Source organism: Streptacidiphilus jeojiense, assembly GCF_000719095.1.
Lineage (GTDB): Bacteria > Actinomycetota > Actinomycetes > Streptomycetales > Streptomycetaceae > Streptacidiphilus > Streptacidiphilus jeojiensis.
In genome coordinates, this window is the sequence record NZ_JOEH01000017.1 from 93680 (window position 1) to 118010 (window position 24331).

A 24331-nucleotide genomic window follows, 5' to 3' on the forward strand; every position below is an offset into this window, starting at 1 on the left:
ACATGGGACCAACGTCCTGGAACGGGTCAATACCCCACGAACGTGACGTGACTCACCGTTGACGCGAAGTACTCTCAGGGTGTCAAAATAGGACAACCAGCCTCACCGCAGATCAATGTGTCCACAACCTGTGGAGATCTGCGGAGGATCGAGAGACTTCGCGGGGGACGCGGGGGGTCTGGGCATGTCATGACTGATCGTCACTAAGGGGTGACTGTCCGCTATGGCATGGTCCATGGCCATCCGTCGAGCTTGAACCCGCGAGGGTCAATTCCGATGGTTTGGCCGTCGGTGCTGGACGGATGGTGTAGTTGTAGTGCCGAGGACAAGCCGTTCGTCCTATTACCGACTCGGTCGGCGCATGCCATTTCGGGCATCGCAGACCAAGGTGCAGAATTTGAAGGAAAGAACCGCGTTGGTTCGGTTCTCCCGAGGAGGCCGCTCATGACCGCTCGTACCCCTGACGCCGAACCGCTGCTGACGCCGGCTGAGGTTGCCACCATGTTCCGCGTTGACCCCAAGACGGTCACTCGCTGGGCCAAGGCCGGCAAGCTCACGTCGATCCGTCCGCTCGGTGGGCACCGCCGCTACCGTGAGGCGGAGGTCCGCGCTCTGCTGGCGGGCATTCCGCAGCAGCGCAGCGAGGCCTGAGGCTCGTAGTAACACCTCGTTTTCTGCGTCGGCACGCAGTAATTCGAGATCTTGCAGTGCACCTGAAACACAGAGAAGTCGCACCGAACTCCGCCGGGTTCGGTGCGACTTCTTTTTGCTGGTCAGGGTGGCCTTATCTGCCGGTGCAATTGTACATATAAAATTGATGCCCTCGTCGGGGTGCCGATGTGAGAGCATCTCAAGAAAATTTAAGTGACCTGTGTCACAGGTGTCACGGATGTGACAGCGGATGCACACGGGAACACACCGGAACGCACATCAGCCCGAATCCGGTGGGATTCGGGCTGATCACTGCGACCTCGACGGGACTTGAACCCGCGACCTCCACCTTGACAGGGTGGCGAGCTAACCAACTGCTCCACGAGGCCAGGCTGTGCTGTTCGACTCCCAGACCATACTCCATTCCGGGGGGTGAGGTCCAAACGCAGGTGGGACGCAGGTGGGCGCCGCCGGGGATCGCCCCGGGGATCAGTCGGCCGCCCCCAGCAGCGTTCCGGCGAGGTAGGTGACGCCCATGGCGAGCGCGCCGCCCGCGACGTTGCGCAGCACCGAGGCACGGACCGGAGCGCGACCCAGCCGCGCGCTCCCCCAGCCGCAGAGCGCCAGGGCCGCCAGGACCGACACCACCGTGACGTACAGCCGGACCGACGCCGGCGGCAGCACCATGGCCAGCAGCGGCAGCAGGGCGCCCGCGGTGAAGGCCAGGAAGCTCGCCCCGGCCGCGTGCCACGGGTTGGTGAGCTCGTCCGGGTCGATGCCCAGCTCGGTCTCGGCGTGGGCGCCCAGGGCGTCGTGGGCGGTCAATTGCCGGGCCACCTCGGCGGCGAGGTCCGGGGTGAGCCCCTTCTGCTGGTACAGGCCGGCCAGCTCGGCGAGTTCCGCCTCCGGGGTGCGGTCCAGTTCCAGCCGTTCCAGGTCCAGCGCGGCCTGCTCGGAGTCGCGCTGGGTGCTGACCGAGACGTACTCCCCGGCCGCCATCGACAGCGACCCGGCGAGCAGGCCGGCGAGGCCGGCGGTCAGCAGCGTCTGCGCGGAGCCGGTCGCCCCGGCGACGCCGACCACCAGGCCGGCGGTGGACACGATGCCGTCGTTGGCGCCGAGGACGGCGGCGCGCAGCCAGTTCAGCCGGGTGGCCAGGCCGTCCTGGTGCGGTTCGTGCGGAGCGTCGGCACTGTCGGTGGTCACTCCGGGGAGTCTGCCCGCAGGACGGCGGAGCGGCTACTCGTCGCGGGGCGTGTCGCGGGTTCCGGCGCCCGCTCGGGTGCAGGCCGCCAGCAGGGCGCGGATGTCGTTCGAGATGATCGCGTCCACCCCGGCCGAGGCCAGCGCCGCCATCCGCAGCGGGTCGTCCACCGTCCAGGTGCTCACCTTCAGGCCCCGGCGCTGGATCCGGGCCACCCTGCCCCGGGTGAGCAGCCGGTGGTGCGGATTGAAGAACTGCGGGCGCACCCGGCGCATCAGCCCGGCGCGCGGCGGCAGCACGGACTCCCAGCTCATGGCGATGGCCGCCTCCGGCGCCGCCGCCCGCACGTCCACCAGCGCGGCCGGTACCCCGGTGAAGACGCTGCCGCCGAGCAGTCCCATCGACCGCACCAGCTCCACCGACACCCTGGCCTCGGACGGCGCCGGGACGTCCACCATCAGCGGGACGCCGCTGTCGGCGGCGAGCTCCAGCGCCTGACGCAGCGTCGGGATCCGCCAGTCGCCCTCGTGCGCGAGCCCGTCCAGCTCGGCGTGGCTGAGCGCGTCCACCCGCAGGTCGTGGCCCCACAGCCGGTTCAGCGTCTCGTCGTGCAGCAGCACCGGGACCCCGTCCCGGGTCAGCCGCACGTCGATCTCCACCCAGTCGGCGCCGAGCCCGATCGCCGACTCCACCGAGGGCAGGGTGTTCTCCCGCAGCAGCAGCGGATCGCCGCGGTGCGCCACCAGAAGTGTCATAAAAGGGAGTCTGCCCTCCCGAACCGGGCGCGGGCGAACGGACGGTGGGGGTATTGCCCGACGGTCTGTCGGTGCGTGTGTGTACTGTGAGCCCGCTCCACACCGAACCATCACTCAAGAATCTTGGGAGCACGGTGTCTCGTCGCCGACTCATAGTTCTGGCTGCCACTGGCGCAGCCGCTGTCATCGCAGTTCCCGGCACGGCCCTCGCCGCGGGTTCGACCACCGCCCCCGCCGTGTCCAAGCTGGTCGTCCAGAAGGTTCCGCTGACGACCACCTCGGTGGAGGGCCTCACCGGCTTCTCCCACCCGGTCTTCTCCCCGCGCGCGGCCGGCGTCAGGGCCGCCGCCTCCACCCTGTCGTTCACCCCCACCCGCACCCCGGGCAAGGGCGCCTATGACGTCGAGTACAGCATCGACGTCACCGGCAGCACCGGTGCGGTGACCCTGACGGCCAGTTGGGACGGTGTCAAGGCCACCCCGATCACGGCGTCCGGCGACGGTGCTGTGGCGATCGGGCACACGTTCACCACGGTGGGCGAACACACCCTCAGCGTCAGCGTGACCGATCAGACCGGAACCTTCACCAACGGCACGCCCGTGTACCCCGACGGTTCGGACTACACCGCCTACGGTCCGACCCGACTGCTGGACACCCGCGTCAGCAAGACCACGCTCAAGCCGAACACCACGGTCAAGGTGAAGGTCGGTGGCAACGGCGGCATCTCCGCCTACGCCATCGCGGCGATACTCAACCTGACCGTCACCAATGCCACCGGCGGCGGCTACATCACGGCCTACCCCGACGGCTCCGGCCGCCCGCCGAGCTCCAACGTGAACTTCGCGGCCAAGCAGACCGTGGCCAACCTGTCCTTCGTCCCCGTGGGCAGCGGGGGCTACGTGGACCTCTACAACGGCAGCAAGGGCACCGTCGACGTGATCGCCGACATCGACGGCTACTTCAGCCAGACCGCGGCCAGCGGCTACACCCCGGTCGGGCCGACCCGGCTGGTCGACACCCGCAAGGGCACCGGCGCGACCAAGGCGCAGATCCCCGCGAAGGGTTCCATCGCGGTCCAGATCGCGGGCAAGGCCGGCGTGCCCAGCGGGGTCACCGCAGTGGCGCTGAACGTCACCGCGACCAACGACAAGTCGGGCGGATACCTCACCACGTACCCGGACGGCAGCACCCCGCCGACGGCGTCCAACGTGAACTTCTCCGCCAACGAGACCGTCGCCAACGCGGTGGTCGTGCCGGTGGGCGCGGACGGCAAGATCCGCATCGCCAACGGCCCGGGGCTGGGCGTCGACGCCGTCGTGGACGTCGCGGGCTACTACAGCGCGGGCAGCACCAGCGCCTTCCTGCCGACCGACCCCACCCGGGTGGAGGACAGCCGGACCAAGCAGCCGATGGCCGCCTACGGTGGCATCAGCCTGCAGCTCGAGAAGAACGGGACGGAGGCGCTGCCGACGGCCCTGGTGTACAACGCGACGGTTCCGGTGGCCACCGGCCCCGGCTACCTCGCAGTGACGCCCGAGCCCACGACGGCGCCGACCTCGCTCCCCAGCGTCTCCACGCTGAACTTCGTGAAGAACCAGACGGTGCCGAACCTGGTCCAGGCCACCCCGGGCGCGACGACCGGAGCCATCGACTTCTGGAACGTCTCCGCCACGCCCAACCACCTGGTGGTGGACCTGTTCGGGTACTACCTGAACTACTGATCACGAACCGCTGATCCTGAACCACTGATCAGCAGTGCCGTCCCACCCGCTCGTTGCCGCAGGGCAGCTGCCTCTCAGCGCAGCTGCCCTGCGGCGCGTCCGCGCCCCGCCGTCTTCCGCAATGCCCGCCGGTGGCGCACCGTGGTCGGATGGACACAGCTCGGGGTGGGGGCGCCGTGGCGGCGTCGGGAGCGGATGCGCTGGCCGCGTACGCGGCGGACGTGCTGGGGTCGGTGCGGCGGCGGGACCAGCGGGCCAGGGCGGTGGGCTGGCTGGAGCGGGCGGTGCTGGACGGGGGAGCCGGCGGCGGCGTGCCGCGGAACCTGCGGTACTTCGTCAACCGCTCACCCTGGGATCCCGCACCGGTGCTGCGGCGGATCGCCGAACGGGTGCTGCCGGTGCTCGGACCGCAGGCCTGGGTGGTCGAGGACGTCTCCTTCCCCAAACGGGGGCGGCTGTCGGTCGGTGTGGCCCGGCAGTTCAGCGCCGGCCTGGGCCGCAGGGCCCGCTGCCAGGTGGCGGTGGGCGTGCACGCCGTGGTCCCGGAGGCGTCCTGCCCGCTGCAGTGGCGGCTGTTCCTGAACCAGGAGTGGGCCGACGACGCGGAGCGGCGGCAGCAGGCGCGGGTGCCCGTCGGGATCGGGCACCGGGAGAAGTGGCGACTGGCCCTGGACGCCCTGGACCAGCTGGCCGGGTGGGGGATGGTGCCACCAGTGCTGGTCGCCGACTCGGCCTACGGGACCGGCACCGCGTTCCGGGCCGGCCTGGCCGCTCGCGGGGTGCCCCATCTGGTCGGTGTGCACGGCGAGCTGACGGTGCATCCGGAGGCGCTGCGGCCCGCCGGGAGCACCGGCGCGGGTCGCGGCGCGCGCGGGCTGCCGCGCTACCGGGAGGCACCGTGGTCGGTCCGGGCGATGGCCCAGAGCGCCGGACGGGAGGCCTACGCCAGGGTCGACGGGGCCGGCCCGGCGACCCGCTTCCTGGCCCTGCGGGTGCGCCCGGCCGGGGCCCGGACCCGCCGGCTGGTGCGGGATGCGGCGGTGGCCCGCGAGGGCCGCTGGGACGGGGTGCTGCCGGTCGCCGGGCTGCTCGCCGAGTGGCCCGACGCGGCACCCGCGCCCTCCGGCTTCTGGCTGACCGATCTGCCCGAGCGGACTCCGCTGCCCGAGCTGGTGCGGCTGGCGGGGAGCCGGAGCAGGGTCGCCGAGGACCGTGTGGTGATGCGGGACAGGCTGGGGTTCGGGCACTACGAGGGCCGGTCCTGGCCGGGCTGGCACCACCACGTCACGCTGAGCACCGCCGCCCACGCCTTCACCGTCGAGCAGCGGCTCGGCTGAGATCCCGTCAGGTCCCGAGGCGGCGGGCCTGAGGCAAGCGGACACTGCTCGGCAAACCCGCGTGTACCCCGGACGGGTCTGCGCGGTCGCGGTGCGTCCGGTTCGGCGCCCACGATGGGGCCAGGTGCGGGATCAGGAGCCCGGCCCCGGACGATGGGTGCGACGGTGGGCGTTTTTCACGTGGGTACAGGCACGCGTGCGGGGCGGCTGACGCTGGCCGGTGCGCTTCTCGCCGGGGGGACGGCCGCGGTCGTCGGGCTGGCGGCGTGCAGCAGCTCCTCCAGCAACGCGGGCGGTTCCGCCTCGTCGGCGGCCGCCTCGATGTCCGCCACCGCGGCCGCCACCGCGTCGTTCTCGGGGGAGGGCCCCTCGTCGCTGGCCTCCAAGGCGGCCTCCGCGGTGGCGGCGGCCGAGTCGGCGGCCGCCTCCTCGGCCGCGGCCGCCACGGCCTTCGCCTCCTCCGCGGCGGCGGGCACCGCCGCGATCAAGGCCGCCGCGACGGCGGCGCTGGCGAAGGTGGAGGGCAGCGGCAACGCCATGGCCGACGTCGGGCTGACCGGCCTCAACCGCGACCGGACCGGCGGCCTCTACGCGGCCATCGTCAACATCACCAACCGGACCGGCTCGACCGCGAACTTCGCGGTGCAGGTCGACTTCGTGGACGGTTCGGGCAAGGTGGTCGACAGCGACGTGGTCGGCGCCGCCGATCTGGCGGCCGGTCAGAAGGCCCAGCCGGTGGCCTTCAGCACCAAGCCGTCCGAGCTCAACCTGGTCCCCAGGGTCGCCAAGGCCCAGCACTACTGAGCACGGGTTCGGCCGAGAGGGTATTTCTTCCGGGCGCAGCGGCGTGCCCACGTATGGATCAGATATACATATGGGACAGATGGGGCACCGCCCAGCGCGAGGAGCCCCTCCCATGAGTACTGCCGCCGCCGCTCCCGACGATTCGGGCAAGCGGTCCTTCACCCAGCGCATGCTGGACGGCATCGAGAAGGCGGGCAACAAGGTCCCGCATCCGGCCGTGATCTTCCTGCTGCTGATCGTCCTGGTGGTCGTGCTGTCGGCGATCCTGTCGGCGTTCGGCGTCCATGCGACCTACGAGACCGCCTCGCCGGCACCGGTCGCCGGCTCGGTCACCTATCCGCAGGGCACGAGCGAGCCCACGGTGAGCTACCCGCCGGGTGCGGCGCTCCACCCCGACGTGCACGTCACCACCGAGACCACGCACGTCAAGAGCCTGCTGACGGCCGACGGCATCCGCTTCATCTTCACCTCGGCGGTGGACAACTTCACCGACTTCGGTGTGGTCGGGGTGATCCTGGTGGCCATGGTCGGGGTGGGGCTCGCCGAGGAGGCGGGCCTGATCGGGGCGCTGATCCGAAAACTCGTCGCGGTCTCCCCGCCGGCGACGCTGACCTTCATCATCGTGCTGCTGGGCGTCCTGTCCAGCATCGCCTCGGACGCCGGCTACCTGGTGCTGATCCCGCTGGGCGCGGTCGCCTTCAAGAGCGTCGGACGCCATCCGCTGGCCGGGCTGGCCGCGGCCTTCGCCGCGGTCGGCGCCACCTTCGGGGTGAACGTCCTGATCACCCCGGTCGACGGCATCGTCACCGAGGTCACCAACGAGGCGATCCACCTGGTCGACCCCAACCGCAGCATCGACCTGACCTCGAACCTCTACTTCGGCATCGCCTCGACGTTCTTCCTGGCGATCGTCATCACCGTGCTCACCGAGAAGTTCGTCGAACCGAGCCTGGGCCCGTACCAGCCGCCGGCGCAGGCCGTCGCGGAGGAGGAGGCGGAAGGGACGCTCGCCCCCGAGCGGGAGGCGCGCGGCCTGAAGTTCGCCCTCTACGGGCTGCTGGCCGTCGTGGTGGTGCTGGTGCTGCTCACCGCGTTCCCGAGCGCTCCGCTGCGGAACCCGGAGACCGGCAGCGTCTTCGACAACTCGCCCTTCATGGACAGCCTGATCTTCATCATCATGCTGCTCTTCCTGGTGGCGGGGCTCTGCTACGGCGCCGGGGCCGGGACCCTCAAGGGCAGTGCCGCCGCGATGGCCGCCATCACCAAGACCTTCGCCGGCCTGGGCGGGCTGATCTTCCTGCTGTTGATCATCGCCCAGTTCATTGCCTACTTCAACTACTCCAACATGGCCACGGTGATCGCGGTGAAGCTGGCCGACGCGCTGGAGCGGGCCAACATCGGGGCGGTCTGGCTGCTGATCGGGTTCATCCTGGTGACCCTGGTCCTGGACATCATCATCCCCGGCGTCATCCCCAAGTGGGCGATCTTCGCGCCGATCTTCATCCCGCTGTTCATCCGCCTCGGCGTGGCCCCGCAGACCATCCTGGCCGCCTACCGGGTCGGCGACGGCCCGATGAACATCGTGACCCCGCTGATGGTCTACATCCCCTTCATCGTGCTGCTCACCCAGAAGTACAAGAAGGAGGCCGGGGTGGGCACGGTGGTGTCGATGATGCTGCCCTACACCCTGGTGGTCGCCGTCACCTGGCTGATCTTCTTCATCGCCTGGTACCTGATCGGCATCCCGCTGGGGCCGGGTGCACCCGTGCACCTCTAGGGCGAGCTGGACTTCCGCCGGAGCCCGTCCGCGGCGTCTGCCTGGTCGGTCGCGCAGTTCCCGGCGCCCCCAGGGGGCTGCAACTTGCCCACAGCGGTCAGTTGCAGCCCCCTCAGGGGCGCGGGGAACTGCGCGACAAGCCCCCTACGGTCCGCAGCCGAAAATCCCTCAGACGCCCCCAGGACCCACCCACGGCCCGCTCCCCAGTACGTCTCCGACCAGGACCACCTGGTAGCCCCGCTCGGAGAGCAGGTTCAGCGCCCTGGTCAGCATCGCCCGCGCCGTCGCGTCCACGGCCGTCACCCGGTCGAGGTCCAGGACCAGCCGTCCCGGGGCCGACGGCACGCGATCGGCCAGGGCGAACAGCAGCCGTTCCGCCGCCGTGAAGTCCAGCGCCCCCTGTGCCGCCAGCAGGGCCTCGCCGCCGGCCACCGCCTCGGCGCCGTCCGGGAGAACCGTCGCCGCTCCCGGCGCGGGGTTGTGCATCAGGTGCAGGCCGAACCGCTCCGACAGCTCGCGCAGCACCGCCACTCCCCGCACCGGATTCCCCACCCGGTCCAGCCGGGGGCTGTGCACCGCCACGCCGAAGCGCGCCGGGGCGACCGCGACCAGGCCGCCCGACACCCCGCTCTTGGCCGGCAGCCCCACCCGCAGCATCCACTCGCCCGCCGCGTCGTACATCCCGCAGGTGGCCATCACCGCCAGCACCTGCACGGCGACCGGCTCCGGGACGACGGCCTCGCCGGTCACCGGGTTGACCCCGCCGTTCCCCAGCGTCGCGGCCATCACCGCCAGGTCCTCGACGGTGGCGCGCACCGAGCACTGGCGGAAGTAGGTGTCCACCGCCTCCGCCGGGTCGCCGGCCAGTGCACCGGTCCCACGCATCAGATAGGCCAGCGCCCGGTTGCGGTCCCCGGTCTCCGCCTCCGAGCGGTACACCGCCTCGTCGACCTCCAGCCGGCGCCCGGCGAAGCGGCCCAGGCAGTCCAGGATCCGCGCGAAGCGCTCCCCGGGGTCCGCTGCCGGGACCAGCGCGGTGACCGCGATGGCGCCCGCGTTGATCATCGGGTTCGCCGGGCGCCCGGTCACCGGGTCCAGGCTGATCGCGTTGAACGCCTCGCCGCTGGGCTCGCAGCCGACCCGCCGGCCCACCGGGTCCGTGCCGAGCTCGGCCAGGGCCAGGGCGAGGACGAAGGGCTTGGTCACCGACTGCAGGGTGAAGCCGGTCCCGGAGTCGCCCGCCTGGTAGCGGTGCCCGTCCATGCTCACCAGGGCCAGGCCGAAACAGTCCGGGTCGGCCAGGGCCAGCTGCGGGATGTAGTCGGCCACCTCGCCCTGGTCCAGGTCCCGGCAGCGGCGGTACAGGTCGGCCAGGGCCTCGCTGACGACATCGATACCGGCAGGTCGCTGAGGCGGCGTCATGCTCCGATCGTGCTGGACGGGAGCGGGGCCGGCCACTCGGACGGCGGGTCCACCGGCTCCGCCGCGCGCGTGCGGGCGCGGGTCCGGGTGCGTTGCCGGGTGCGTTTCCGCGAGGTGGGCCAGAGCAGCACATAGGCGGTGGAGAGCACCACGAAGCCGAGCCGGACCAGCCCGCGCGCCGGGTCCGAGGGGATCAGCAGCGTCCCCCCGTACAGCGACAGCAGCGCGATCCAGCTCCACCACGGCACCAGCCGCCGCTGGCCCACCGCGTCCCAGATCAGCGTGCCCAGCAGCACCGAGGCGGTGTAGTAGGTGTAGACGCTGGGGTCCAGCAGGATCCGGGCGTCGGCGCCCAGCAGCACCACGGCCGGCCAGCGCCCGCGCAGCACCGCGAGCGCCCCCAGCACCAGTCCCAGCGAGAGCTGCGCCGGGCGGTCCCAGGGCGGGGTGGACGGCGCGCTGACCCCCAGCCAGCGCAGCGAGGAGGCGGGCTGGTTGGGGATGACGAACCTGGCGGCGGCCACCGAGTCCAGGTTGCCCAGGTAGAAGGGCAGCCAGGCGACCGCGACCAGGGCGCAGAACAGCGCCGACACCCGCAGCCGCCGTCCCTGCGGCAGCACCAGCAGCAGCGCGGCGAAGGAGAGCGCCCAGGGCTTGGAGTCGGCGGCCAGCGCCAGCCAGACCCCGACGGCGGTGCTCCGGCCCCGGCTCAGCGAGTACACCGCCAGTGTGGTGAAGAACAGCGCCAGCGCGTCGTCCAGGTGTGCGAACCGTACCGACACCTCCACCCACATCGGTATGAAGGCCAGCCCGGCGATGAGTATCCGCTGCTGCAGACGCCGGTGGTTGGTCCCGGTGCCCAGGTAGTGCAGGGCCGCGGTGCGGCCCACCAGGATCAGCATCAGCAGGCCCAGCGCCGACATGACCGCCTCGGCCAGCAGCTGTCCGGTCTGCGGCGGGAAGGGCGCGAACAGCCGGGCGGCGAGCAGGCTCACCGGCCCGATCTGCAGCTCCGGATGCCGGGCGTAGAGGGACAGGCCGCCTCCCGGGGCGTCGCCGAAGAGCAGTTGCTCGCCCTGCCGCAGGTAGTGCCAGGACACCCCGCCGCTCCGGGCCACCAGCAGGAACCAGACCACGGTCCACAGCCCGAGCAGGGCGTTGTGGCGGCGCAGCGGGAGGAAGCCGATCCGCCCGGTCCGCCTGCCGTAGTCGCCGCCGGCGGCTGCTCCCTCGACTCGGCTGCCCACCTGGTCCTCCCCGCCCCGCGCGACCGCACATACGCCCGACAGGGCGCGCACAGGCTACGGGGCGGACGTAAGAGGAAAGCATGCGTCCGCTCCGGTACGGCGGCCGGGACGACGAGAAGCCCCCGGTGAGTGATCTCACCGGGGGCTTCTCCACTGCTTCGCGCAGTACCGCTGTGGCCAGGGGCGGGGTCGAACCGCCGACCTACCGCTTTTCAGGCGGTCGCTCGTACCAACTGAGCTACCTGGCCGTGGTCCCCCTCGAAAGGAGGAACACTGCGACCTCGACGGGACTTGAACCCGCGACCTCCACCTTGACAGGGTGGCGAGCTAACCAACTGCTCCACGAGGCCTCGCACAGGCGAACCTGCGCGCGGTGTAATGCGTACCCCCAACGGGATTCGAACCCGTGCTACCGCCTTGAAAGGGCGGCGTCCTGGGCCACTAGACGATGAGGGCGCTGGCCCTCCCGGCTTCCTTGCGGCCGTCGGGGACGTTCAGAAGCATATGGGATGGGGACGGGTAACGCCAAAATGGTTTCGTTCCGCCCCGTCCCGAGGAGCACCGTGCTGGAGATGTCCCGAGAGCGGTTCGAGGAGCTGGTGGGTGAGGCGCTCGACCGGATACCGCCCGAGCTGGCCCGGCTGATGGACAACGTGGTGATCTTCGTGGAGGACGAGCCCGAGCCCGGCATGCCGGAACTGCTCGGACTGTACGAGGGGACGCCGCTGACCGAGCGCGGCGACTGGTACGCCGGGGTGCTGCCGGACCGGATCACCGTCTACCGCAACCCCATCCTGCGGATCTGTGCGACGGAGGAGCAGGCGGTCGCGGAGGTGGGGGTGACCGTGGTGCATGAGATCGGTCACCACTTCGGCATCGACGACGAGCGGCTGCACGCACTCGGGTACGGCTGAGCAGGGGTCGGGATCGGGGCTGTGGCCGGATCCCGGTGTGCCGGGCCGAACGGCCGTGTCCTTTCGCCGCGCCCTCCCGTTGGACTGAGGAGGGCCGTCGGTGGCGGTCGCCGTACCGAACGGGAAGCGGGGCCGCGCACGGTGGGCAGCAGGATTGATGGTGGTGGGGCCGGACTGCGGCGGAGGCTTCGGACCGTCGCGGTGGGGGCCGCGGTCGGCGCGCTGGCGGCGGTGGCGCTGACCGGGTGCACCGAGGTGGACGGCGCCGGCAGCCCCTCGGTGACGGGAGGGCCGGTCTCCGAGGGGGCCTCCGCCCCGGGCCACTCGCAGGACGGCATCGGCGGCCGGACCAGGACCGGGGCCCAGCACCAGCCAGGGCCCGGGCAGTCCGCCGGCGCCGCGCCCAGCGGTACCGGCAACGCAGCGTCAGGAGCCGCGCAGGCCACCGCTCCGGGCGCTCCCGGTGCGGCCGTCGCGGAGCAGACCCCGGTCGCCGGCGGCACCCCCGCGCAGGGCGTTGCGGCCGGTACCTCCGGCGGTGGCGGTGCCGGCGGCACCGGCGGTGCAGGCACCACTGCGGGGGGCTCGGGCGGGAGCATGACCGGTGCGCCCACCCCGTCCGCGGTCCCTTCGACCGCTCCGGCCACCCAGCCGGTGACGCCCACGTCGGACCCGGCCTCCAGCGCCCCGTCCCAGCCGGCCCCCTCCAACTCGACCCAGTGAGGCGGGAATAGAATCAGGGCCCGGTTCGCTGACCACCTCGTGAGGCAGCGTACGGATGGGCCTCAGGTCGCCCTTCGCACTCCCGGCCAAGATCGAGCTGTTTGCGTGGGGGGTCGGGCCTAGGCTATCTTGGTAGATCGTTGTTTGTTTCATTTGCCCGGCGCTGCTGCTACTCCCATCAGGCGCCCTGGCGCGTACCGTGCACTCCGTGGCTGACCGCATTGAGGCGGTTGTAGGTGAACCCCGCGGAATTGGCGCGTGCCATATTCCGGAAGGTTCTTCATGTCTCTCGTTGACGACGACCGCTTCGCCATGCCCGAAAACGGCACCGAGGCCCCCGCCGCCACCGTCACCACGGATGTCACCACTGAGTCGACCGACTCCGCGGACGGCACCGACTCCATCGACACCACCGCGACCGACACCGCTGACGTCGACACCGACGCCGCCCCCGCGGAGCCCGCCGAGCCGAAGGTCACCTTCGGCGACCTGGGCCTGCACCAGGACATCGTCCGCACCCTCGCCAAGCGCGGGGTCACCGAGCCCTTCCCGATCCAGGCCGCGACCATCCCGGACGCGCTGGCCGGCAAGGACGTCCTCGGCCGTGGCCGTACCGGCTCCGGCAAGACCCTGAGCTTCGGCCTCCCGCTGCTGACCCGCCTCGGCGGCAGCCGCAGCCAGGCCAAGCGCCCGCGCGGCCTGATCCTGGTCCCGACCCGCGAGCTGGCCATGCAGGTCGCCGACGCCCTGGAGCCGTACGGCTCGGTGCTCAACCTGCGCCTCAAGGTGGTCTGCGGCGGCACCTCGATGTCCAACCAGATCTACGCGCTGGAGCGCGGCGTCGACATCCTCGTCGCCACCCCCGGCCGACTGCGCGACCTGCTGAACCGCGGCGCCTGCACCCTGGACGAGACCGAGGTCATCGTCCTGGACGAGGCCGACCAGATGGCCGACATGGGCTTCATGCCCGAGGTCACCGAGATCCTCGACCAGGTCCCGGCCGGCGGCCAGCGGATGCTGTTCTCCGCCACGCTGGAGAACGAGATCGACACCCTGGTCAAGCGCTACCTCAAGAACCCGGTGACGCACGAGGTCGACCCGTCGGCCGGCGCCGTCACCACCATGAGCCACCACGTCCTGGTCGTGAAGCCCAAGGACAAGGCCCCGGTCACCAACGCCATCGCCGCCCGCAAGGGCCGGACGATCATCTTCGTCCGCACCCAGATGGGCTGCGACCGGGTCGCCGAGCAGCTGCGCGACGCCGGCGTCCTCGCCGACGCCCTGCACGGCGGCATGACCCAGGGCGCGCGCACCGCGACCCTGGGCGACTTCAAGGACGGCTACGTCAACGTCCTGGTCGCCACCGACGTCGCGGCCCGCGGCATCCACGTCGACGACGTCGACCTGGTGCTGAACGTGGACCCGGCCGGTGACCACAAGGACTACCTGCACCGCTCCGGCCGCACCGCGCGGGCCGGCCGTTCCGGCACCGTCGTCACGCTGATCCTCCCGCACCAGCGCCGGAGCGCGTTCCGCCTGCTGGAGGACGCCGGGGTCGAGGCCACCCGGCACATCGTCGGCGGCGCCTTCGACGCCGACCTGATCAAGATCACCGGTGCCCGCTCGCTGAGCGAGGTGCAGGCCGAGTCGGTCGCGACCCAGGCCAAGCAGGCCGAGAAGGACGTCCAGGAGCTGACCCGCGAGCTGGAGCGTGCCACCAAGCACGCCGCCGACCTGCGGGCCGACGCCGAGCGTCTGGCCGCCCGGGCCGCGCGTGAGCGGGCCGAACTGGGCATCGAGGACGAGCCGGTGGCCGACGCCGCGGCGGAGACCGTCGCCGAGGCGACCGTCCCGGCGCAGAGCGCGGCCGTGGACGTCGAGGACAGCCGTCCGGCGCGCACCACGTCGGTGCGCGACGAGCGCGGCCGCGACAGCCGTGAGGGTCGTGACAGCCGGGGCTTCGAGCGCCGTGACGACCGCGGCGGCGAGCGTGGCGGTGACCGCGGTGGTTTCCAGCGTCGTGACGACCGTCCGTCCTACGGTGGCGGCCGTTCCTCCTACGGTGACCGTGACAACCGCGGTTCGGACCGTGGCGGCGAGCGCGGCGGCTTCCAGCGCCGTGACGACCGCGGCGGTTCCGGCGGTGGCTTCCAGCGTCGTGACGACCGTCCGTCCACCTCGGGCGGCCGCTCCTACGGCGACCGCGACAACCGTTCCGGTGGCGCCTCCGGTGGTGGCTTCCAGCGTCGTGACGACCGTCCGTCCTACGGTGGCGGCCGTTCCTCCTACGGTGACCGTGACAACCGCGGTTCGGACCGTGGCGGCGAGCGCGGTGGCTTCCAGCGTCGCGACGACCGTCCGTCCTACGGCGAGCGCAGCGGCCGTCCGTCCAGCCCCTACAAGAGCCGTGACGACCGCAGCGGTGGCGGCAGCAGCCGTCCGGCCTTCGGCCGCCGCGACGACCACCGTCCGGCCTCCGGCGGCGGCCGCTCCTTCGGCGACCGCGACAGCCGCCCCGGCGGCTTCCAGCGCCGTGACGACCGTCCGTCCTTCGGCGGCGGCGACCGCAACAAGCCGCGCTGGAAGAACTGACGCACCCAGCACCTGAAACACCGCTGCCCCACCGGAACTCCGGTGGGGCAGCGGTGTTTTGACTGAAGCTTTACCAAGGGTGGGAGCGGTTCTTGTACTGACTTAGAGGACAAACCGCCGGGGGCGCATTGCTACGCTCCGCCTGATCTTGTGCGCGGGGCCTGAGGGGACTGTGGGCCTTCTGAACGGACCCACACACGGCGCCGTCGCATCCATGCGAGCGCGAGGGGGGGACACCCATGTCCAGGGGAACGACGACGCGGCCGACCGGCCGCCGTCGCAACGAGAGAGGCCGGGGCGGCCGGGGAAGCCTGGGCGGCCGGGGAGGCCGCGTGTCGGCCGGAGGCCCGTTCGGCCTGCTGGTACTGCTGCTGGCGGTGCTGTCCGCACTGCTGCTGCCCGTGACCGGTGCCGAGGCGGCGGCGAAGGCGCCCCGTGCGGGGTCCCAGACGATCGATCCGACCATTCCGACGCCGACGGCGGCGGAGATGGGGACGGACCCCGGCACCACCGGTGGCACCAGCTGCGGAGCGGGCGGCTCGTCCTGGCTGGCGTACAGCGGCGCCACCCAGGTGAGGCTCAAGGTGTCGCTTCCGGCACTGCCGGCGGTGAACGGGCTCTGGTCCACCACAGCGCATGTCTGGGACACCGACGGCTCGTCAGCCGTCGACGTCTCGGACTCGGACCTGGCCGGCGGCGAGACGGCCTACATGTACCTCAACCTGCCGCTCGTCGACGGTCACACGTACGGCTGGTACGCCCAGATAGCCAACGCGACCGCGTCTTCGCCCGAGTCGGTCAGCTGCTACTTCACGGTGGACGCAGGCTGGCCGTCCACCCCGCTGGTCTCGAGCACCGACTTTCCGTCCCTCGCGGGTGTCGCGCCGGTCAAGAGCGCCAACCAGCTGGGCACCTTCGACATCAGCGGTTCGAAGGACCCGCTTCCGTCCGGGTGCACCTCGGCGTCTGCGCCCGACTGCAAGGCGAGCGGCCTCGCCTACTACCTCTACTCGGTGGACAGCCAGCCGGGATCAGGTTCCCCGCAGCTGACCCCGGACGACTGCGGCAACGCCTCGCTGGGCCTCTCCTTCGGCTGGGGCACCCACACCCTCTTCGTGACCCCGATCGACAAGGCGGGTTTGCGCGGCGGCACGGTCCAGTACACCTTCTACGTCTCGTCGCAGACCCTGCCTCCGGCGCCGGCCTCGACGCCGCCACCTGCCTGCACCACCTATGTGCCGGTGGCGCCGACCCGGGTGCTCGACACCCGGAGCGGTACGGGCGGCTTCAACAGGCCGCTGGGCGCCGGCGGATCGCTGGCCCTGCCGGTGGCCGGACGCGCCGGGGTGCCGTCGAGCGGCGTCGGAGCCGTCGTGCTGAATGTGACGGCGACCGGGGCGACCCTCAGCAGCTGGATGTCGGTCTACCCGGACGGACAGCCCCGGCCGACCGTGTCCAACCTGAACTTCGGCAAGGGGCGGACGGTGGCCAACCTGGTGACGGTGCCGGTGGTGGACGGGCAGGTGGACCTCTACAACGCCTACGGCTCGGTCAACGCCGTAGCCGACCTGGTCGGCTACTACACGACGGCGGCGACCGGCTCGACCTTCGTGAGCTCAGGGCCGACCCGGGTGCTGGACACCCGGACCGGAACCGGAACCCCCAAGCAGCAGCTGGCCGCGGGGAAGGCGATCCCGCTGCAGATCGCCGGGGTGAACGGGGCTCCCGAGAAGGTGACGGCGGTGGCCATGAACGTCACCGCGACCGGGTCGACCCAGGGCGGCTACATCACCGCCTACCCGGACGGCCAGGCCCGGCCCACCACTTCGACGGTGAACTTCGCCGCGAAGCAGACCACACCGAACCTCGCGATCGTGCCGGTGGTGGACGGGAAGATCGACTTCTACAACGGCTTCGGCTCGGTCGACGTCGTCGCTGACATCACCGGCTACTTCACCGGCGACGACACCGGGGCGTACTTCTACCCCACCGTTCCGACCCGGCTGCTGGACACCCGTAATGGAACGGGCGGCTTCCACAAGCCGGTGAGCGCAACTGCGGGCATCGCGCTCCCGGTGGCCGGCCAGCCCCCGGTGCCCGCGACGGGAGTGTCGGCCGTTGTGATGAACGTGACCGTCACCGGGGCGACGCTCGGCGGCTGGCTGGCGGTCTGCCCGGACGGGCAGGGGAAGCCGACGACCTCCACGCTGAACTTCACCCCGGGGCAGACCGTCGCCAACCTGTCGATCACCCCGATGACCGACGGCAAGGTCGACTTCTTCAACGGCTTCGGCACCGTCAACGTCATCGCCGACCTGGCCGGCTACTTCAGCACCAGCTGACACCCCTGCCACCGGCTGCCCCGCCCCGCCACCCGGCGGGCCGGGGCAGCCCGGCAGCCACTCGCCCCGGGCCCTGCCGATCGGCACGGCAATCCGGTGGCGGAACCAGCCGTAGATCCAGGTAGGCTTCACTCGGCAGCTCGCCCTGTCCCTTCCGGGGGCAGCGGCACCGCAGCCTGGGCCGCTAGCTCAATTGGCAGAGCTGCGGACTTTTAATCCGTAGGTTGTGGGTTCGAGCCCCACGCGGCCCACCCTGTGATCAAGCCCCCACCAGGCAACTCGCCTGCGGTGGGGGCTTTTTCGTATCCGGCGGGAGATCACATGGAGGCCCTGCTCGCCCGCTGCTCGCTCGAACGCTAGATGATCTACGTTTTCCGGGCGGCGCGTTCCGGTCGGCTACTCGACCTGAGTGCGGGTCTTGCTCGCGGTGGCCTTGGCGTCAATCCGCTTGGTGGCCCCAGGTGCAGGGCTGAGCCGCGGCCCAGGCGAAGGCCGCTCCGGGAGCTCGTTCGTCTCATGGGTGAGCCAGCGCAGGAATGCGACCAGGTGCCCGTTCATGTCGGATCCGACCTCGGCGACAGCGGTCTTGGCCCGCTCGTACAGCTCGGGCTCGGGCCGGAAGGTCCTGGCCGGATTCTTGTGGACTGAAGGCATGGACAGATCTTCGCACGGTGGATTGCCACCGGTCCATCCCTCTGCGCACAGTGGTGGCCAGCCACCTTGGTCAGATCAAATCGGCGGTCCCGCTGGGGAGTTCGGCCAGCAGCAGTAGTCCGCCCCGGCCGGGCGGTGCGACAGCTGCCCGGCACCGGGCTACCGTCACAGGCCCCTTGATCAGTCCGCTCTGCACCGGCAGTAGCAGGGTCACCCGTGGTGGCCTCCGCCCCCGAAGTCTCCGCCGCCGTGGTGGATACCGGGGTCGTGGTGGGCGTGGTGGCCGCCGCTGGAGTGGTGAGCGTCGTCGGAGAAGTCCGCTCCGGTCCATGCGCCCTGGGCATCGGGGTCGCTCGACCGCCGGCGGTCGTCCACGCCATCTGTGACCAAGCGGATCACAAGGACCGCGAACGCGATCACGACGACGACGGCGATCAGGATGTCGAACACGCTCATGGGGTCCCCCGGGTTCATGGTGCGTCTGGCGGGCTCAGCGTGGCATAGGTACTGACCTGCGGCAATGGACTTGACCCAGTCCTGAGGAACCCCGTCACGGCGGCTGTGCCCACACGTCGCGTCCGCCGTGTCGCCGGCCGACCTGCTCCGGGACTCGATAGCCGAGCATTGCGTCGAGTCGTCTCCTCAACCATGAAGACTTGACGCTCACCGACGCGATTGAGGGAGACAGCGCTGATCCGGAGCGGCCACCCGTCACGGCGAGGGAGCGGCAGGGCGGGGTCATCGATTGGGGTCACGGCAGCCATGCTGCCAGAGGACCGGGCGGCGAGGTCCTTAGCCTGCTCCTGCTCGGGCCGGGCGAAGAAGCCCTCCTGCGCCGACGCTGCACTACCCGTGCGGCTCGATGCTGTTCACGTCATCGAGCCCCCGTTGGACTGAGGCCAGCCAGTCTGTCCACCGCGCCGGGTCGGATTGCAAGTACTGCCAGAGCAGTACCAGCCCTTCATCAGGCCGCTCCTCCAGCGCGATGTACTGATCCACCATGTAGAAGGCCGCGCGGTAGGCCTGCACCAATGTCAGCGTGGCGGGAGGCCGATCTTGGCTGCTCATGCCGGGCATCTTCACGCATCGCGGCCCTGAAGCCCGCCCGACAGGCCGCACACCACCTCGGCCAGCGATCAGCGACTACGTCCGCCAGGCCTTGGCCGCCCGGTCATCCGCCCGGATCTGCACGAGCTTCGCGTTCAGGTCGCGCAGCCGCCCGGCATAGTCGACGAGTCCGGCAGCGGGGGCCTCGATGTCGTCCGGGTCCGGCTCGATGGCGGGGTCCGCCAGCTGCAGCGAGATGTCCGCCTCGCGCTTGAACGGGTCGGTGGCGTTCGGGTGCTGGGTGATGTCGACCGACCCGATCTCGTAGGCGCGCCCTTGTAGCTCGACGTCCAGGCACACCGGCTGGGTGGCGCGGAACTGCGACTCTCCCCAGCCCTGGCGCGGATTGTGCACACCCCCGCACCACGGCGGGTACTCGGTCAGGATCTCGTTGGGCATGTCGGGGCGCGGTCTTGCACATCTACTCCTGGAGAGGATGTCGGCCCCGGCGGGATACGCGTACCGCCGGGGCCATGGTGCCGGTACCTGCGGGGGGCCAACCACAGTTGATCCGGCACCGCCCTCGCCGTCCGCGGCCTCCCCAGCAACACGGACGGGGCGAGGAAGAGGGACCGTCCGAGCCTGCCTGGGGAGCAGGACGCCCGGACGGCCGCGGTGCCCCGCCCGGCTGCGGCACTACCGCAGGGGCCAGCCGGGCGGGAGTCTGGTCAGCCCGGCCAAGTCCGGGGCTGGTGGGTGCTCACGGCCTTGCGCTTGCCGAGGCAGCCCGGGTGTCGCACCACGACGCCGCCAGCACCGGAGTTGCCGTGGATCTCTGCGATGACGATGCCCTTGGCCGTCCACTTCTCGCAGAGGGTGCAGGTGCCAGCAGCGGTGGCCGGCTTCGGCTGCTCGCTCATGAGCTGGCCCCATCGGGGTGTGGATCGGTCATGGCTTGGGTTCCTTCGGGCAGTCCGGGCAGGAGAAGAGACGGAACGTCACCACGCGTCGGTACGCACCGTGCTGGTGGACGCTCTCGGTCGTGCCGACCGGGATCCGGTCTCCGCTGAGGGTGGTCTTGCACCAGACGCAGCGCAGGCCGCGGCACTGGTCGATGTGCAGGTCCCAGGGATGCGGCAGCACCCTGACGGCGACCGTGTCCGGAGCGACGGGTTCCGGCGGCGCGGTCATGGCCGGTCCGCCTGCGGCGGCTGGTCGGCGACGTGCTCGGGGCAGGCGACGACAGGCCATCCGTACCGGGCACCGTCCCCGTCGCCGGTGTAGACGTGGCCGGCCGGGACCAGCGGGCCGGTGGTGGTGCCGCAGAAGAAGCACGCCAGAGCATGCAGCCGGGTCAGGGTGTTGTCGTCCACGGGCAGCAGCCGAACCTCAGGCTGCGGCACCGCTAGAGCCGCGATTTCCGCCATGACCAGCACCGTAGAGCCGAGCGATTCGCTCTTTGGGGGCTGATTCTCGGATATTCGCCAGGCAGGTTCTCTGCTTCGCGAGGATTCTTACGGAGCCTCAAGAGCGGCCTGCGCCAGGGAGATCAGGCGTCGTGCCTGACGGCCGAAGACCGCGGAGTCAGAGAGCCATGACCATGCCTTGTCGTACAGCTGGATGTCGGCTGTGTCGTCCAACCACATCTCGGTGTTGAACGTCTCCACCGTGACGAGCCGCTCGTCATAGATCATGAACCCGTGGGCTGGTGAGCGTCGCATCGGTGCGCGTAGCGGGAGGATGCCCACCGAGACGTTGTCCAAGCCGATGAGGCCGCCGATGCGGTCGAGTTGCGGGATCAGCACCTCGGGAGGGCAGAGGACCACGTGCAGCGCGGCTTCCCAGATCAGGAAGTGGAAGCGTCGTTCGCGCTCGTAGAGGGCTTCCTGCCGCTTCAGGCGGGCGCGCACGGCATCCTCGGTATCCGGTACGGACTCCCGGAACTCAGCGTTGTGGGTGAGCACATGGCGGGCGTAGTCGGCGGTCTGCATCAGACCAGGGACGATCGCGGGTTCGAAGCACCGCACGGTTTGGCTGCGGGCGAGCTCGCTACCGCCGAGCTCCTGCCGGGGGCGATGACCAGAGGCGAGCTGACGACGCCAGGTCCGGTACCGGGTTTCGAAGCCACGCAGCCGGGCGACCAGTTCGTCACCGCTGCCAGGCTCACCGACAGCCTGAGCCCAGGCGCGCAGGTCTTCCACGGTGGCGGTCTGCTTGCCGGTCTCCAGCTTCGAGACCTTCGACTGGGTCCACCCGAGCCGTTCGGCGAGCTGCCGGCCAGTGAGGCCAGCCTCGGCGCGCAGCTCAAGCAACCGCGCGCCGAGGGTGACCCTGGCCTGCTGGAAATCGGTGCTCACACAGGTGAAGGTACCGTTGCCGCGAACTCCCTGGCAGGGATTGCGTAGTGCCATGCAGCGTCCCTGATCTGGCACGCTCGCAGGACCTGATCCGGTTCTTCGCTCAGCTCGACACCCATAGTGCGGTCCTCGCCGTCGAAGTGCAGCGTGGCGAGGATCTTCGAGTCGAGCAGCCAGAAGTCTGCTTCGGGCAGCTGGAGCGCCTCGGCCTTGGCCCTGCTCAGGATCCGGATGTCCTCTGGGCGTTCGACAGCGCTGGCGAGCAGGAAGCGCTGGTTGTCGGTCATCGGGTCGTCCACCACTCGGACGCGCTCGAATCGCTTGCCCAGGGCGAGCTGCTCCTGGGTGTTGAGCAGCCAGGCGTTCCCAGGCTCGGCTGGTACGGATCCGGTGCGCAGGAACTGGAGGAACTTCTCGGAGGTGAGGTCAGCCGCATAGCTGCGCCTGACCTCCAGCCGCCAAGCAGTGTGCTCAAATTCGCGGAACAGGTGGACGATGTCGCCGAAGGGGAGGATCTGCGGCACGTCACGCCCTCGGAGCGAAACGCGTTAGCAGCGCGCGGGGGATGACGACGAAGGTCTCCGAGTCCTTGACGTCGCGCAGCTGCTCCAGGGCTTCCGGGTCGGTGAGCCGGTCGCCCTGCACGACGAAGTCGCCGGTCTCAGTCTCGTACAGGGTGGGGCACTCGCCGTCGTTCGACGTGGTGCCGAGGAACGTGAGCTTCATGGTGATCACCTTTCGCTCGATCCCGGATCAGCCACCGGGCTGCTGCGCACCGTAGCGGGAATCACGGCGATGGCGAAGGCCGCACTCAGCCCTGCGTGATGTTCGACCGACTCCTGGAGCGTTACAGAACCATCACGTTCCGTACGCGGGCATGGTGACTTGCGTCACAGTTCCAGGATGACCACACCAGCCATGCAGACTCCCAAGCCGCCTCGGCCGCCATTCGGCTCGCAGATCAAGCTCAAGGACGGCAATCTCGTCATTGGCCAGCTCTGGCAGAAGTGGTCCGCCCCCGCCGTCGACTGCGTAGTGCAGACCATCGATCAGACAGGCCGGCGGGTGACGGTGACCCGGGCCTTGACGGTGGGTCTCTTCGCTCTGGGCGCGAAGAAGCGTACAGGGATCGTGTCGGTGGTGATCTCAACCCCGAGCGGCGAGACGAAGCAGCACAGAGTGAAGGCCGACTTCGCGGAACGCACCCTGTCATGGGCCGTAGCGTTCAACGCCTGGCGCGAGGCAGTTGCTGTCGAGTAGCGAGCAGGTGATGCCGAAGGGCTTCACGACCCGCGGCAGTGACCCGCTCGCCCCTGACCTCGTTCACTGTGCGCCTGCCCGCCCCTGACCGCGACCCCGACTGCCACGGCTGGGGCTTCCAGCCCGGCACCACCGGCGACAACCGTCCCGTGTGCGCCCGCTGCCGCGGGCTCGGAGGGCAGGGGAGCCGCACGACCTGGAGTGTCCGATCTGGGGACTGCACCCGGCGCGGTAAGCCTGATGAGCCGCCGTCAGCCTCAATCCTCAGTTCCCGCCTCGGACAACTCGGCCTGCCCCTCGGGAGGCCGGGGCGGGGTGCAGAAGAGCGGTCGCAGGAACTCGATCCGTACTCGAAGCGGACCCCGCCCGGCGCCATCGAGCATGGGGCCACGATTCTGTTCCACGACGGGTCGAAAATCTTCCTCAACCACGTGAGGTAGGGCAGCGAAGTCGAACCCCCGGTCACCGTTCGGCAACACCCCCGTAGGCCGGGCGCAGGCCGGTGCCAAGCTGGCCCCCGTGGGTGACGATGGCGCTTACGCTCGCCGCGGGGCTGCTTGGTCTCACCGTGTGGCTGTGGCTGTGGCTGTGGCTGGTGGCGCGGGCAAGGCGACGCCGAGCCGCGCAAGCCCGGAAGCCGAGCAGGGCCTTGCTGGTCCACCGCCCCGTATCACTGCGGTCGCGGCCGGCCGCCTATGTCGTGGCGCAGTCGTTCAAGCAGGTACGTGCACGCCGAGGCCTCATCCGGGAACGACAGCAGCCCGGAGCGGCCTCCCCGTTCCGAGTAGTAGTACACCCACCCGTCGCCGTCCAGGCCGATGCAGTACGCCTCGTCGGGCAGGCCACCGTCCAGACTGTAGGCCTGCACCGGAAAGCCCTCCGCTTCCAGGATCGCCTTCAATTCAGTCCGGTTCATCGCCTTCAGTCCGATCCCACGCATAGGTTGTCCCGCCAGACCTGACCCGGGGGCTCAACTGACGCTGCCGAGGATCTTCTGCGCCCGGGTGCGCTGGGTGTCCTCCTTGCGCCGGGCCCGGTCGCGGGCGGACTGCGCGTTCACCGCAGCACGGGCCTCCGGGCTGTGTCGTACTCGGCGTCAGAGTCCGGCGTCATGCCGCGAGAGTAGCCGCTTGTGGCCACAGGCGACCGGTCAGCGGCCAGCCGAACGGCGGCGCTCCCACCGACGACCGCACGTGGAGAAGGCCGCTACCGAAAAGGCGAGGATCCCGAATTTGTAGGGACTGTCCGTCAGCACGTCCGTCCAACTCCAGCCGAGTACGAACACGGTGACGACGGACACCGCCGGCATAACCGCGACGTACAGCAGCCACAGAATCAGCAGCTCTTGCCACCAGCGACGCCTCACCAGCCAGTTCTTCACGCCGGAGATCATCCTCCACCGGCCGTGGCACCACCACCCCCGGATCAGAAGGGAACGGCCATGCATGTTCGCCCCGCACTGCGCCCCTCCACGCTCGTCACCCTCGGCCTGCTCCTGCTCGGCTGGCACGCCCGCCACCTGCT

Annotated in this window: 26 protein-coding genes and 5 tRNA genes; 11 read left to right on the forward strand and 20 right to left on the reverse strand. The window is 70.4% G+C overall.

Annotated features, from left to right (window positions below; all coding sequences use genetic code 11):
* Positions 1-444: 444 nt before the first annotated feature.
* Positions 445-651 carry a developmental transcriptional regulator BldC gene (bldC, locus tag IF29_RS0122955; RefSeq protein ID WP_030258095.1) on the forward strand — a complete coding sequence of 69 codons (207 nt, stop codon included), beginning with the start codon at positions 445-447 and terminating at the stop codon, positions 649-651.
* Positions 652-966: 315 nt separating this feature from the next.
* Here the strand turns inward: bldC and IF29_RS0122960 are convergent.
* From IF29_RS0122960 to IF29_RS0122970, 3 genes are all read right to left on the reverse strand, one after another.
* A tRNA-Asp gene (locus IF29_RS0122960) sits at positions 967-1040 on the reverse strand.
* A 100-nt stretch (positions 1041-1140) separates the two neighbouring features.
* Positions 1141-1857, reverse strand: a complete 717-nt coding sequence (locus IF29_RS0122965; protein WP_030258098.1) for a VIT1/CCC1 transporter family protein — start codon at positions 1855-1857, stop codon at positions 1141-1143.
* A gap of 33 nt (positions 1858-1890) precedes the next feature.
* Positions 1891-2610: a glycerophosphodiester phosphodiesterase gene (locus tag IF29_RS0122970; RefSeq protein WP_030258101.1), complete on the reverse strand. Its 720-nt coding sequence runs from the start codon at positions 2608-2610 to the stop codon at positions 1891-1893.
* Positions 2611-2846: 236 nt separating this feature from the next.
* On the opposite strand from IF29_RS0122970, the gene IF29_RS0122975 reads away from it, so the two are divergent.
* The 4 genes from IF29_RS0122975 to IF29_RS0122990 all read left to right on the forward strand — a co-directional run bounded on the left by IF29_RS0122975 (position 2847) and on the right by IF29_RS0122990 (position 8249).
* On the forward strand, positions 2847-4331 hold the full coding sequence (locus IF29_RS0122975; protein ID WP_030258103.1) for a hypothetical protein: 1485 nt from the start codon (positions 2847-2849) through the stop codon (positions 4329-4331).
* Positions 4332-4480: 149 nt separating this feature from the next.
* On the forward strand, positions 4481-5668 hold the full coding sequence (locus IF29_RS0122980; RefSeq protein WP_051725756.1) for an IS701 family transposase: 1188 nt from the start codon (positions 4481-4483) through the stop codon (positions 5666-5668).
* A gap of 180 nt (positions 5669-5848) precedes the next feature.
* The gene (locus tag IF29_RS0122985) at positions 5849-6472 is read left to right on the forward strand and encodes a hypothetical protein (protein WP_051725759.1); all 624 of its coding nucleotides are present in this window, start codon (positions 5849-5851) and stop codon (positions 6470-6472) included.
* Positions 6473-6584: 112 nt separating this feature from the next.
* Positions 6585-8249: an AbgT family transporter gene (locus tag IF29_RS0122990; protein ID WP_030258111.1), complete on the forward strand. Its 1665-nt coding sequence runs from the start codon at positions 6585-6587 to the stop codon at positions 8247-8249.
* Positions 8250-8417: 168 nt separating this feature from the next.
* On the opposite strand, the gene glsA is transcribed toward IF29_RS0122990, so the two are convergent.
* The 5 genes from glsA to IF29_RS0123015 form a co-directional block, all read right to left on the reverse strand.
* The gene (glsA, locus tag IF29_RS0122995; RefSeq protein WP_084714829.1) at positions 8418-9671 is read right to left on the reverse strand and encodes a glutaminase A; all 1254 of its coding nucleotides are present in this window, start codon (positions 9669-9671) and stop codon (positions 8418-8420) included.
* Positions 9668-10918 carry a hypothetical protein gene (locus IF29_RS0123000; RefSeq protein ID WP_051725763.1) on the reverse strand — a complete coding sequence of 417 codons (1251 nt, stop codon included), beginning with the start codon at positions 10916-10918 and terminating at the stop codon, positions 9668-9670. The genes glsA and IF29_RS0123000 overlap by 4 nt, the downstream gene beginning before the upstream one ends.
* Positions 10919-11092: 174 nt before the next feature.
* A tRNA-Phe gene (locus IF29_RS0123005) sits at positions 11093-11166 on the reverse strand.
* A 28-nt stretch (positions 11167-11194) separates the two neighbouring features.
* Positions 11195-11268: transfer RNA gene (locus IF29_RS0123010), tRNA-Asp, on the reverse strand.
* 33 nt (positions 11269-11301) lie between these two features.
* Positions 11302-11374: transfer RNA gene (locus IF29_RS0123015), tRNA-Glu, on the reverse strand.
* A 107-nt stretch (positions 11375-11481) separates the two neighbouring features.
* Here IF29_RS0123015 and IF29_RS0123020 point away from each other — a divergent pair.
* The 5 genes from IF29_RS0123020 (at position 11482) to IF29_RS0123040 (ending at position 17740) form a co-directional block, all read left to right on the forward strand.
* Complete coding sequence (locus IF29_RS0123020; protein WP_030258119.1) at positions 11482-11832, forward strand: metallopeptidase family protein; 351 nt, start codon at positions 11482-11484, stop codon at positions 11830-11832.
* 201 nt (positions 11833-12033) lie between these two features.
* Positions 12034-12555, forward strand: a complete 522-nt coding sequence (locus IF29_RS0123025) for a hypothetical protein (protein ID WP_030258121.1) — start codon at positions 12034-12036, stop codon at positions 12553-12555.
* Positions 12556-12837: 282 nt separating this feature from the next.
* On the forward strand, positions 12838-15147 hold the full coding sequence (locus tag IF29_RS0123030) for a DEAD/DEAH box helicase (RefSeq protein WP_030258124.1): 2310 nt from the start codon (positions 12838-12840) through the stop codon (positions 15145-15147).
* Positions 15148-15479: 332 nt separating this feature from the next.
* Complete coding sequence (locus IF29_RS44470) at positions 15480-17489, forward strand: hypothetical protein (protein ID WP_063757576.1); 2010 nt, start codon at positions 15480-15482, stop codon at positions 17487-17489.
* A 178-nt stretch (positions 17490-17667) separates the two neighbouring features.
* A tRNA-Lys gene (locus tag IF29_RS0123040) sits at positions 17668-17740 on the forward strand.
* A 145-nt stretch (positions 17741-17885) separates the two neighbouring features.
* On the opposite strand, the gene IF29_RS0123045 is transcribed toward IF29_RS0123040, so the two are convergent.
* The 10 genes from IF29_RS0123045 to IF29_RS0123090 all read right to left on the reverse strand — a co-directional run bounded on the left by IF29_RS0123045 (position 17886) and on the right by IF29_RS0123090 (position 22273).
* The gene (locus tag IF29_RS0123045) at positions 17886-18143 is read right to left on the reverse strand and encodes a hypothetical protein (protein WP_030258130.1); all 258 of its coding nucleotides are present in this window, start codon (positions 18141-18143) and stop codon (positions 17886-17888) included.
* A gap of 210 nt (positions 18144-18353) precedes the next feature.
* A complete protein-coding gene (locus IF29_RS0123050; protein WP_157623881.1) occupies positions 18354-18599 on the reverse strand; it encodes a hypothetical protein in 246 nt (81 codons plus the stop codon).
* A 390-nt stretch (positions 18600-18989) separates the two neighbouring features.
* Positions 18990-19211, reverse strand: a complete 222-nt coding sequence (locus IF29_RS0123055) for a hypothetical protein (protein ID WP_157623882.1) — start codon at positions 19209-19211, stop codon at positions 18990-18992.
* A gap of 75 nt (positions 19212-19286) precedes the next feature.
* Positions 19287-19649 (reverse strand): DUF6907 domain-containing protein, encoded by a 363-nt coding sequence (locus tag IF29_RS0123060; RefSeq protein ID WP_030258137.1) that lies wholly within the window; start codon positions 19647-19649, stop codon positions 19287-19289.
* 269 nt (positions 19650-19918) lie between these two features.
* Complete coding sequence (locus tag IF29_RS0123065; RefSeq protein ID WP_030258139.1) at positions 19919-20110, reverse strand: hypothetical protein; 192 nt, start codon at positions 20108-20110, stop codon at positions 19919-19921.
* A 28-nt stretch (positions 20111-20138) separates the two neighbouring features.
* The gene (locus IF29_RS0123070; protein WP_030258141.1) at positions 20139-20381 is read right to left on the reverse strand and encodes a hypothetical protein; all 243 of its coding nucleotides are present in this window, start codon (positions 20379-20381) and stop codon (positions 20139-20141) included.
* The gene (locus tag IF29_RS0123075; protein WP_157623883.1) at positions 20378-20617 is read right to left on the reverse strand and encodes a hypothetical protein; all 240 of its coding nucleotides are present in this window, start codon (positions 20615-20617) and stop codon (positions 20378-20380) included. Before IF29_RS0123075 ends, IF29_RS0123070 begins: the two co-directional genes overlap by 4 nt.
* An 87-nt stretch (positions 20618-20704) precedes the next feature.
* Entirely contained in the window at positions 20705-21547 is an 843-nt protein-coding gene (locus IF29_RS0123080) for a helix-turn-helix domain-containing protein (RefSeq protein ID WP_030258145.1), read from the reverse strand.
* On the reverse strand, positions 21544-22071 hold the full coding sequence (locus IF29_RS0123085; RefSeq protein ID WP_030258148.1) for a DUF6879 family protein: 528 nt from the start codon (positions 22069-22071) through the stop codon (positions 21544-21546). The genes IF29_RS0123080 and IF29_RS0123085 overlap by 4 nt, the downstream gene beginning before the upstream one ends.
* Before the next feature lies 1 nt (position 22072).
* Positions 22073-22273 (reverse strand): hypothetical protein, encoded by a 201-nt coding sequence (locus IF29_RS0123090; protein WP_030258152.1) that lies wholly within the window; start codon positions 22271-22273, stop codon positions 22073-22075.
* Between the two features lie 177 nt (positions 22274-22450).
* On the opposite strand from IF29_RS0123090, the gene IF29_RS0123095 reads away from it, so the two are divergent.
* The gene (locus tag IF29_RS0123095) at positions 22451-22807 is read left to right on the forward strand and encodes a hypothetical protein (RefSeq protein WP_157623884.1); all 357 of its coding nucleotides are present in this window, start codon (positions 22451-22453) and stop codon (positions 22805-22807) included.
* A gap of 670 nt (positions 22808-23477) precedes the next feature.
* On the opposite strand, the gene IF29_RS0123100 is transcribed toward IF29_RS0123095, so the two are convergent.
* Both IF29_RS0123100 and IF29_RS46205 read right to left on the reverse strand, forming a co-directional pair.
* Positions 23478-23747 (reverse strand): hypothetical protein, encoded by a 270-nt coding sequence (locus IF29_RS0123100; RefSeq protein ID WP_051725764.1) that lies wholly within the window; start codon positions 23745-23747, stop codon positions 23478-23480.
* Positions 23748-23957: 210 nt separating this feature from the next.
* Positions 23958-24188 carry a hypothetical protein gene (locus tag IF29_RS46205; protein ID WP_157623885.1) on the reverse strand — a complete coding sequence of 77 codons (231 nt, stop codon included), beginning with the start codon at positions 24186-24188 and terminating at the stop codon, positions 23958-23960.
* Positions 24189-24331 lie beyond the last annotated feature (143 nt).

Excerpts from the sequence above, each read along its gene's own strand:
- IF29_RS0123065 (WP_030258139.1), bottom strand. The coding sequence starts at position 20,110 with ATGAGCGAGCAGCCGAAGCCGGCCACCGCTGCTGGCACCTGCACCCTC.
- IF29_RS0123030 (WP_030258124.1), top strand. The coding sequence starts at position 12,838 with ATGTCTCTCGTTGACGACGACCGCTTCGCCATGCCCGAAAACGGCACC.
- IF29_RS0123090 (WP_030258152.1), bottom strand. The coding sequence starts at position 22,273 with ATGAAGCTCACGTTCCTCGGCACCACGTCGAACGACGGCGAGTGCCCC.
- IF29_RS0123100 (WP_051725764.1), bottom strand. The coding sequence starts at position 23,747 with ATGCGTGGGATCGGACTGAAGGCGATGAACCGGACTGAATTGAAGGCG.
- IF29_RS0123075 (WP_157623883.1), bottom strand. The coding sequence starts at position 20,617 with ATGGCGGAAATCGCGGCTCTAGCGGTGCCGCAGCCTGAGGTTCGGCTG.
- IF29_RS0123055 (WP_157623882.1), bottom strand. The coding sequence starts at position 19,211 with ATGAGCAGCCAAGATCGGCCTCCCGCCACGCTGACATTGGTGCAGGCC.
- IF29_RS0123095 (WP_157623884.1), top strand. The coding sequence starts at position 22,451 with ATGACCACACCAGCCATGCAGACTCCCAAGCCGCCTCGGCCGCCATTC.
- IF29_RS0123070 (WP_030258141.1), bottom strand. The coding sequence starts at position 20,381 with ATGACCGCGCCGCCGGAACCCGTCGCTCCGGACACGGTCGCCGTCAGG.
- IF29_RS0123060 (WP_030258137.1), bottom strand. The coding sequence starts at position 19,649 with ATGCCCAACGAGATCCTGACCGAGTACCCGCCGTGGTGCGGGGGTGTG.
- glsA (WP_084714829.1), bottom strand. The coding sequence starts at position 9,671 with ATGACGCCGCCTCAGCGACCTGCCGGTATCGATGTCGTCAGCGAGGCC.
- IF29_RS0123050 (WP_157623881.1), bottom strand. The coding sequence starts at position 18,599 with ATGAGCGTGTTCGACATCCTGATCGCCGTCGTCGTCGTGATCGCGTTC.
- IF29_RS0122990 (WP_030258111.1), top strand. The coding sequence starts at position 6,585 with ATGAGTACTGCCGCCGCCGCTCCCGACGATTCGGGCAAGCGGTCCTTC.
- bldC (WP_030258095.1), top strand. The coding sequence starts at position 445 with ATGACCGCTCGTACCCCTGACGCCGAACCGCTGCTGACGCCGGCTGAG.
- IF29_RS0122970 (WP_030258101.1), bottom strand. The coding sequence starts at position 2,610 with ATGACACTTCTGGTGGCGCACCGCGGCGATCCGCTGCTGCTGCGGGAG.
- IF29_RS0122980 (WP_051725756.1), top strand. The coding sequence starts at position 4,481 with ATGGACACAGCTCGGGGTGGGGGCGCCGTGGCGGCGTCGGGAGCGGAT.
- IF29_RS0123045 (WP_030258130.1), bottom strand. The coding sequence starts at position 18,143 with ATGCCTTCAGTCCACAAGAATCCGGCCAGGACCTTCCGGCCCGAGCCC.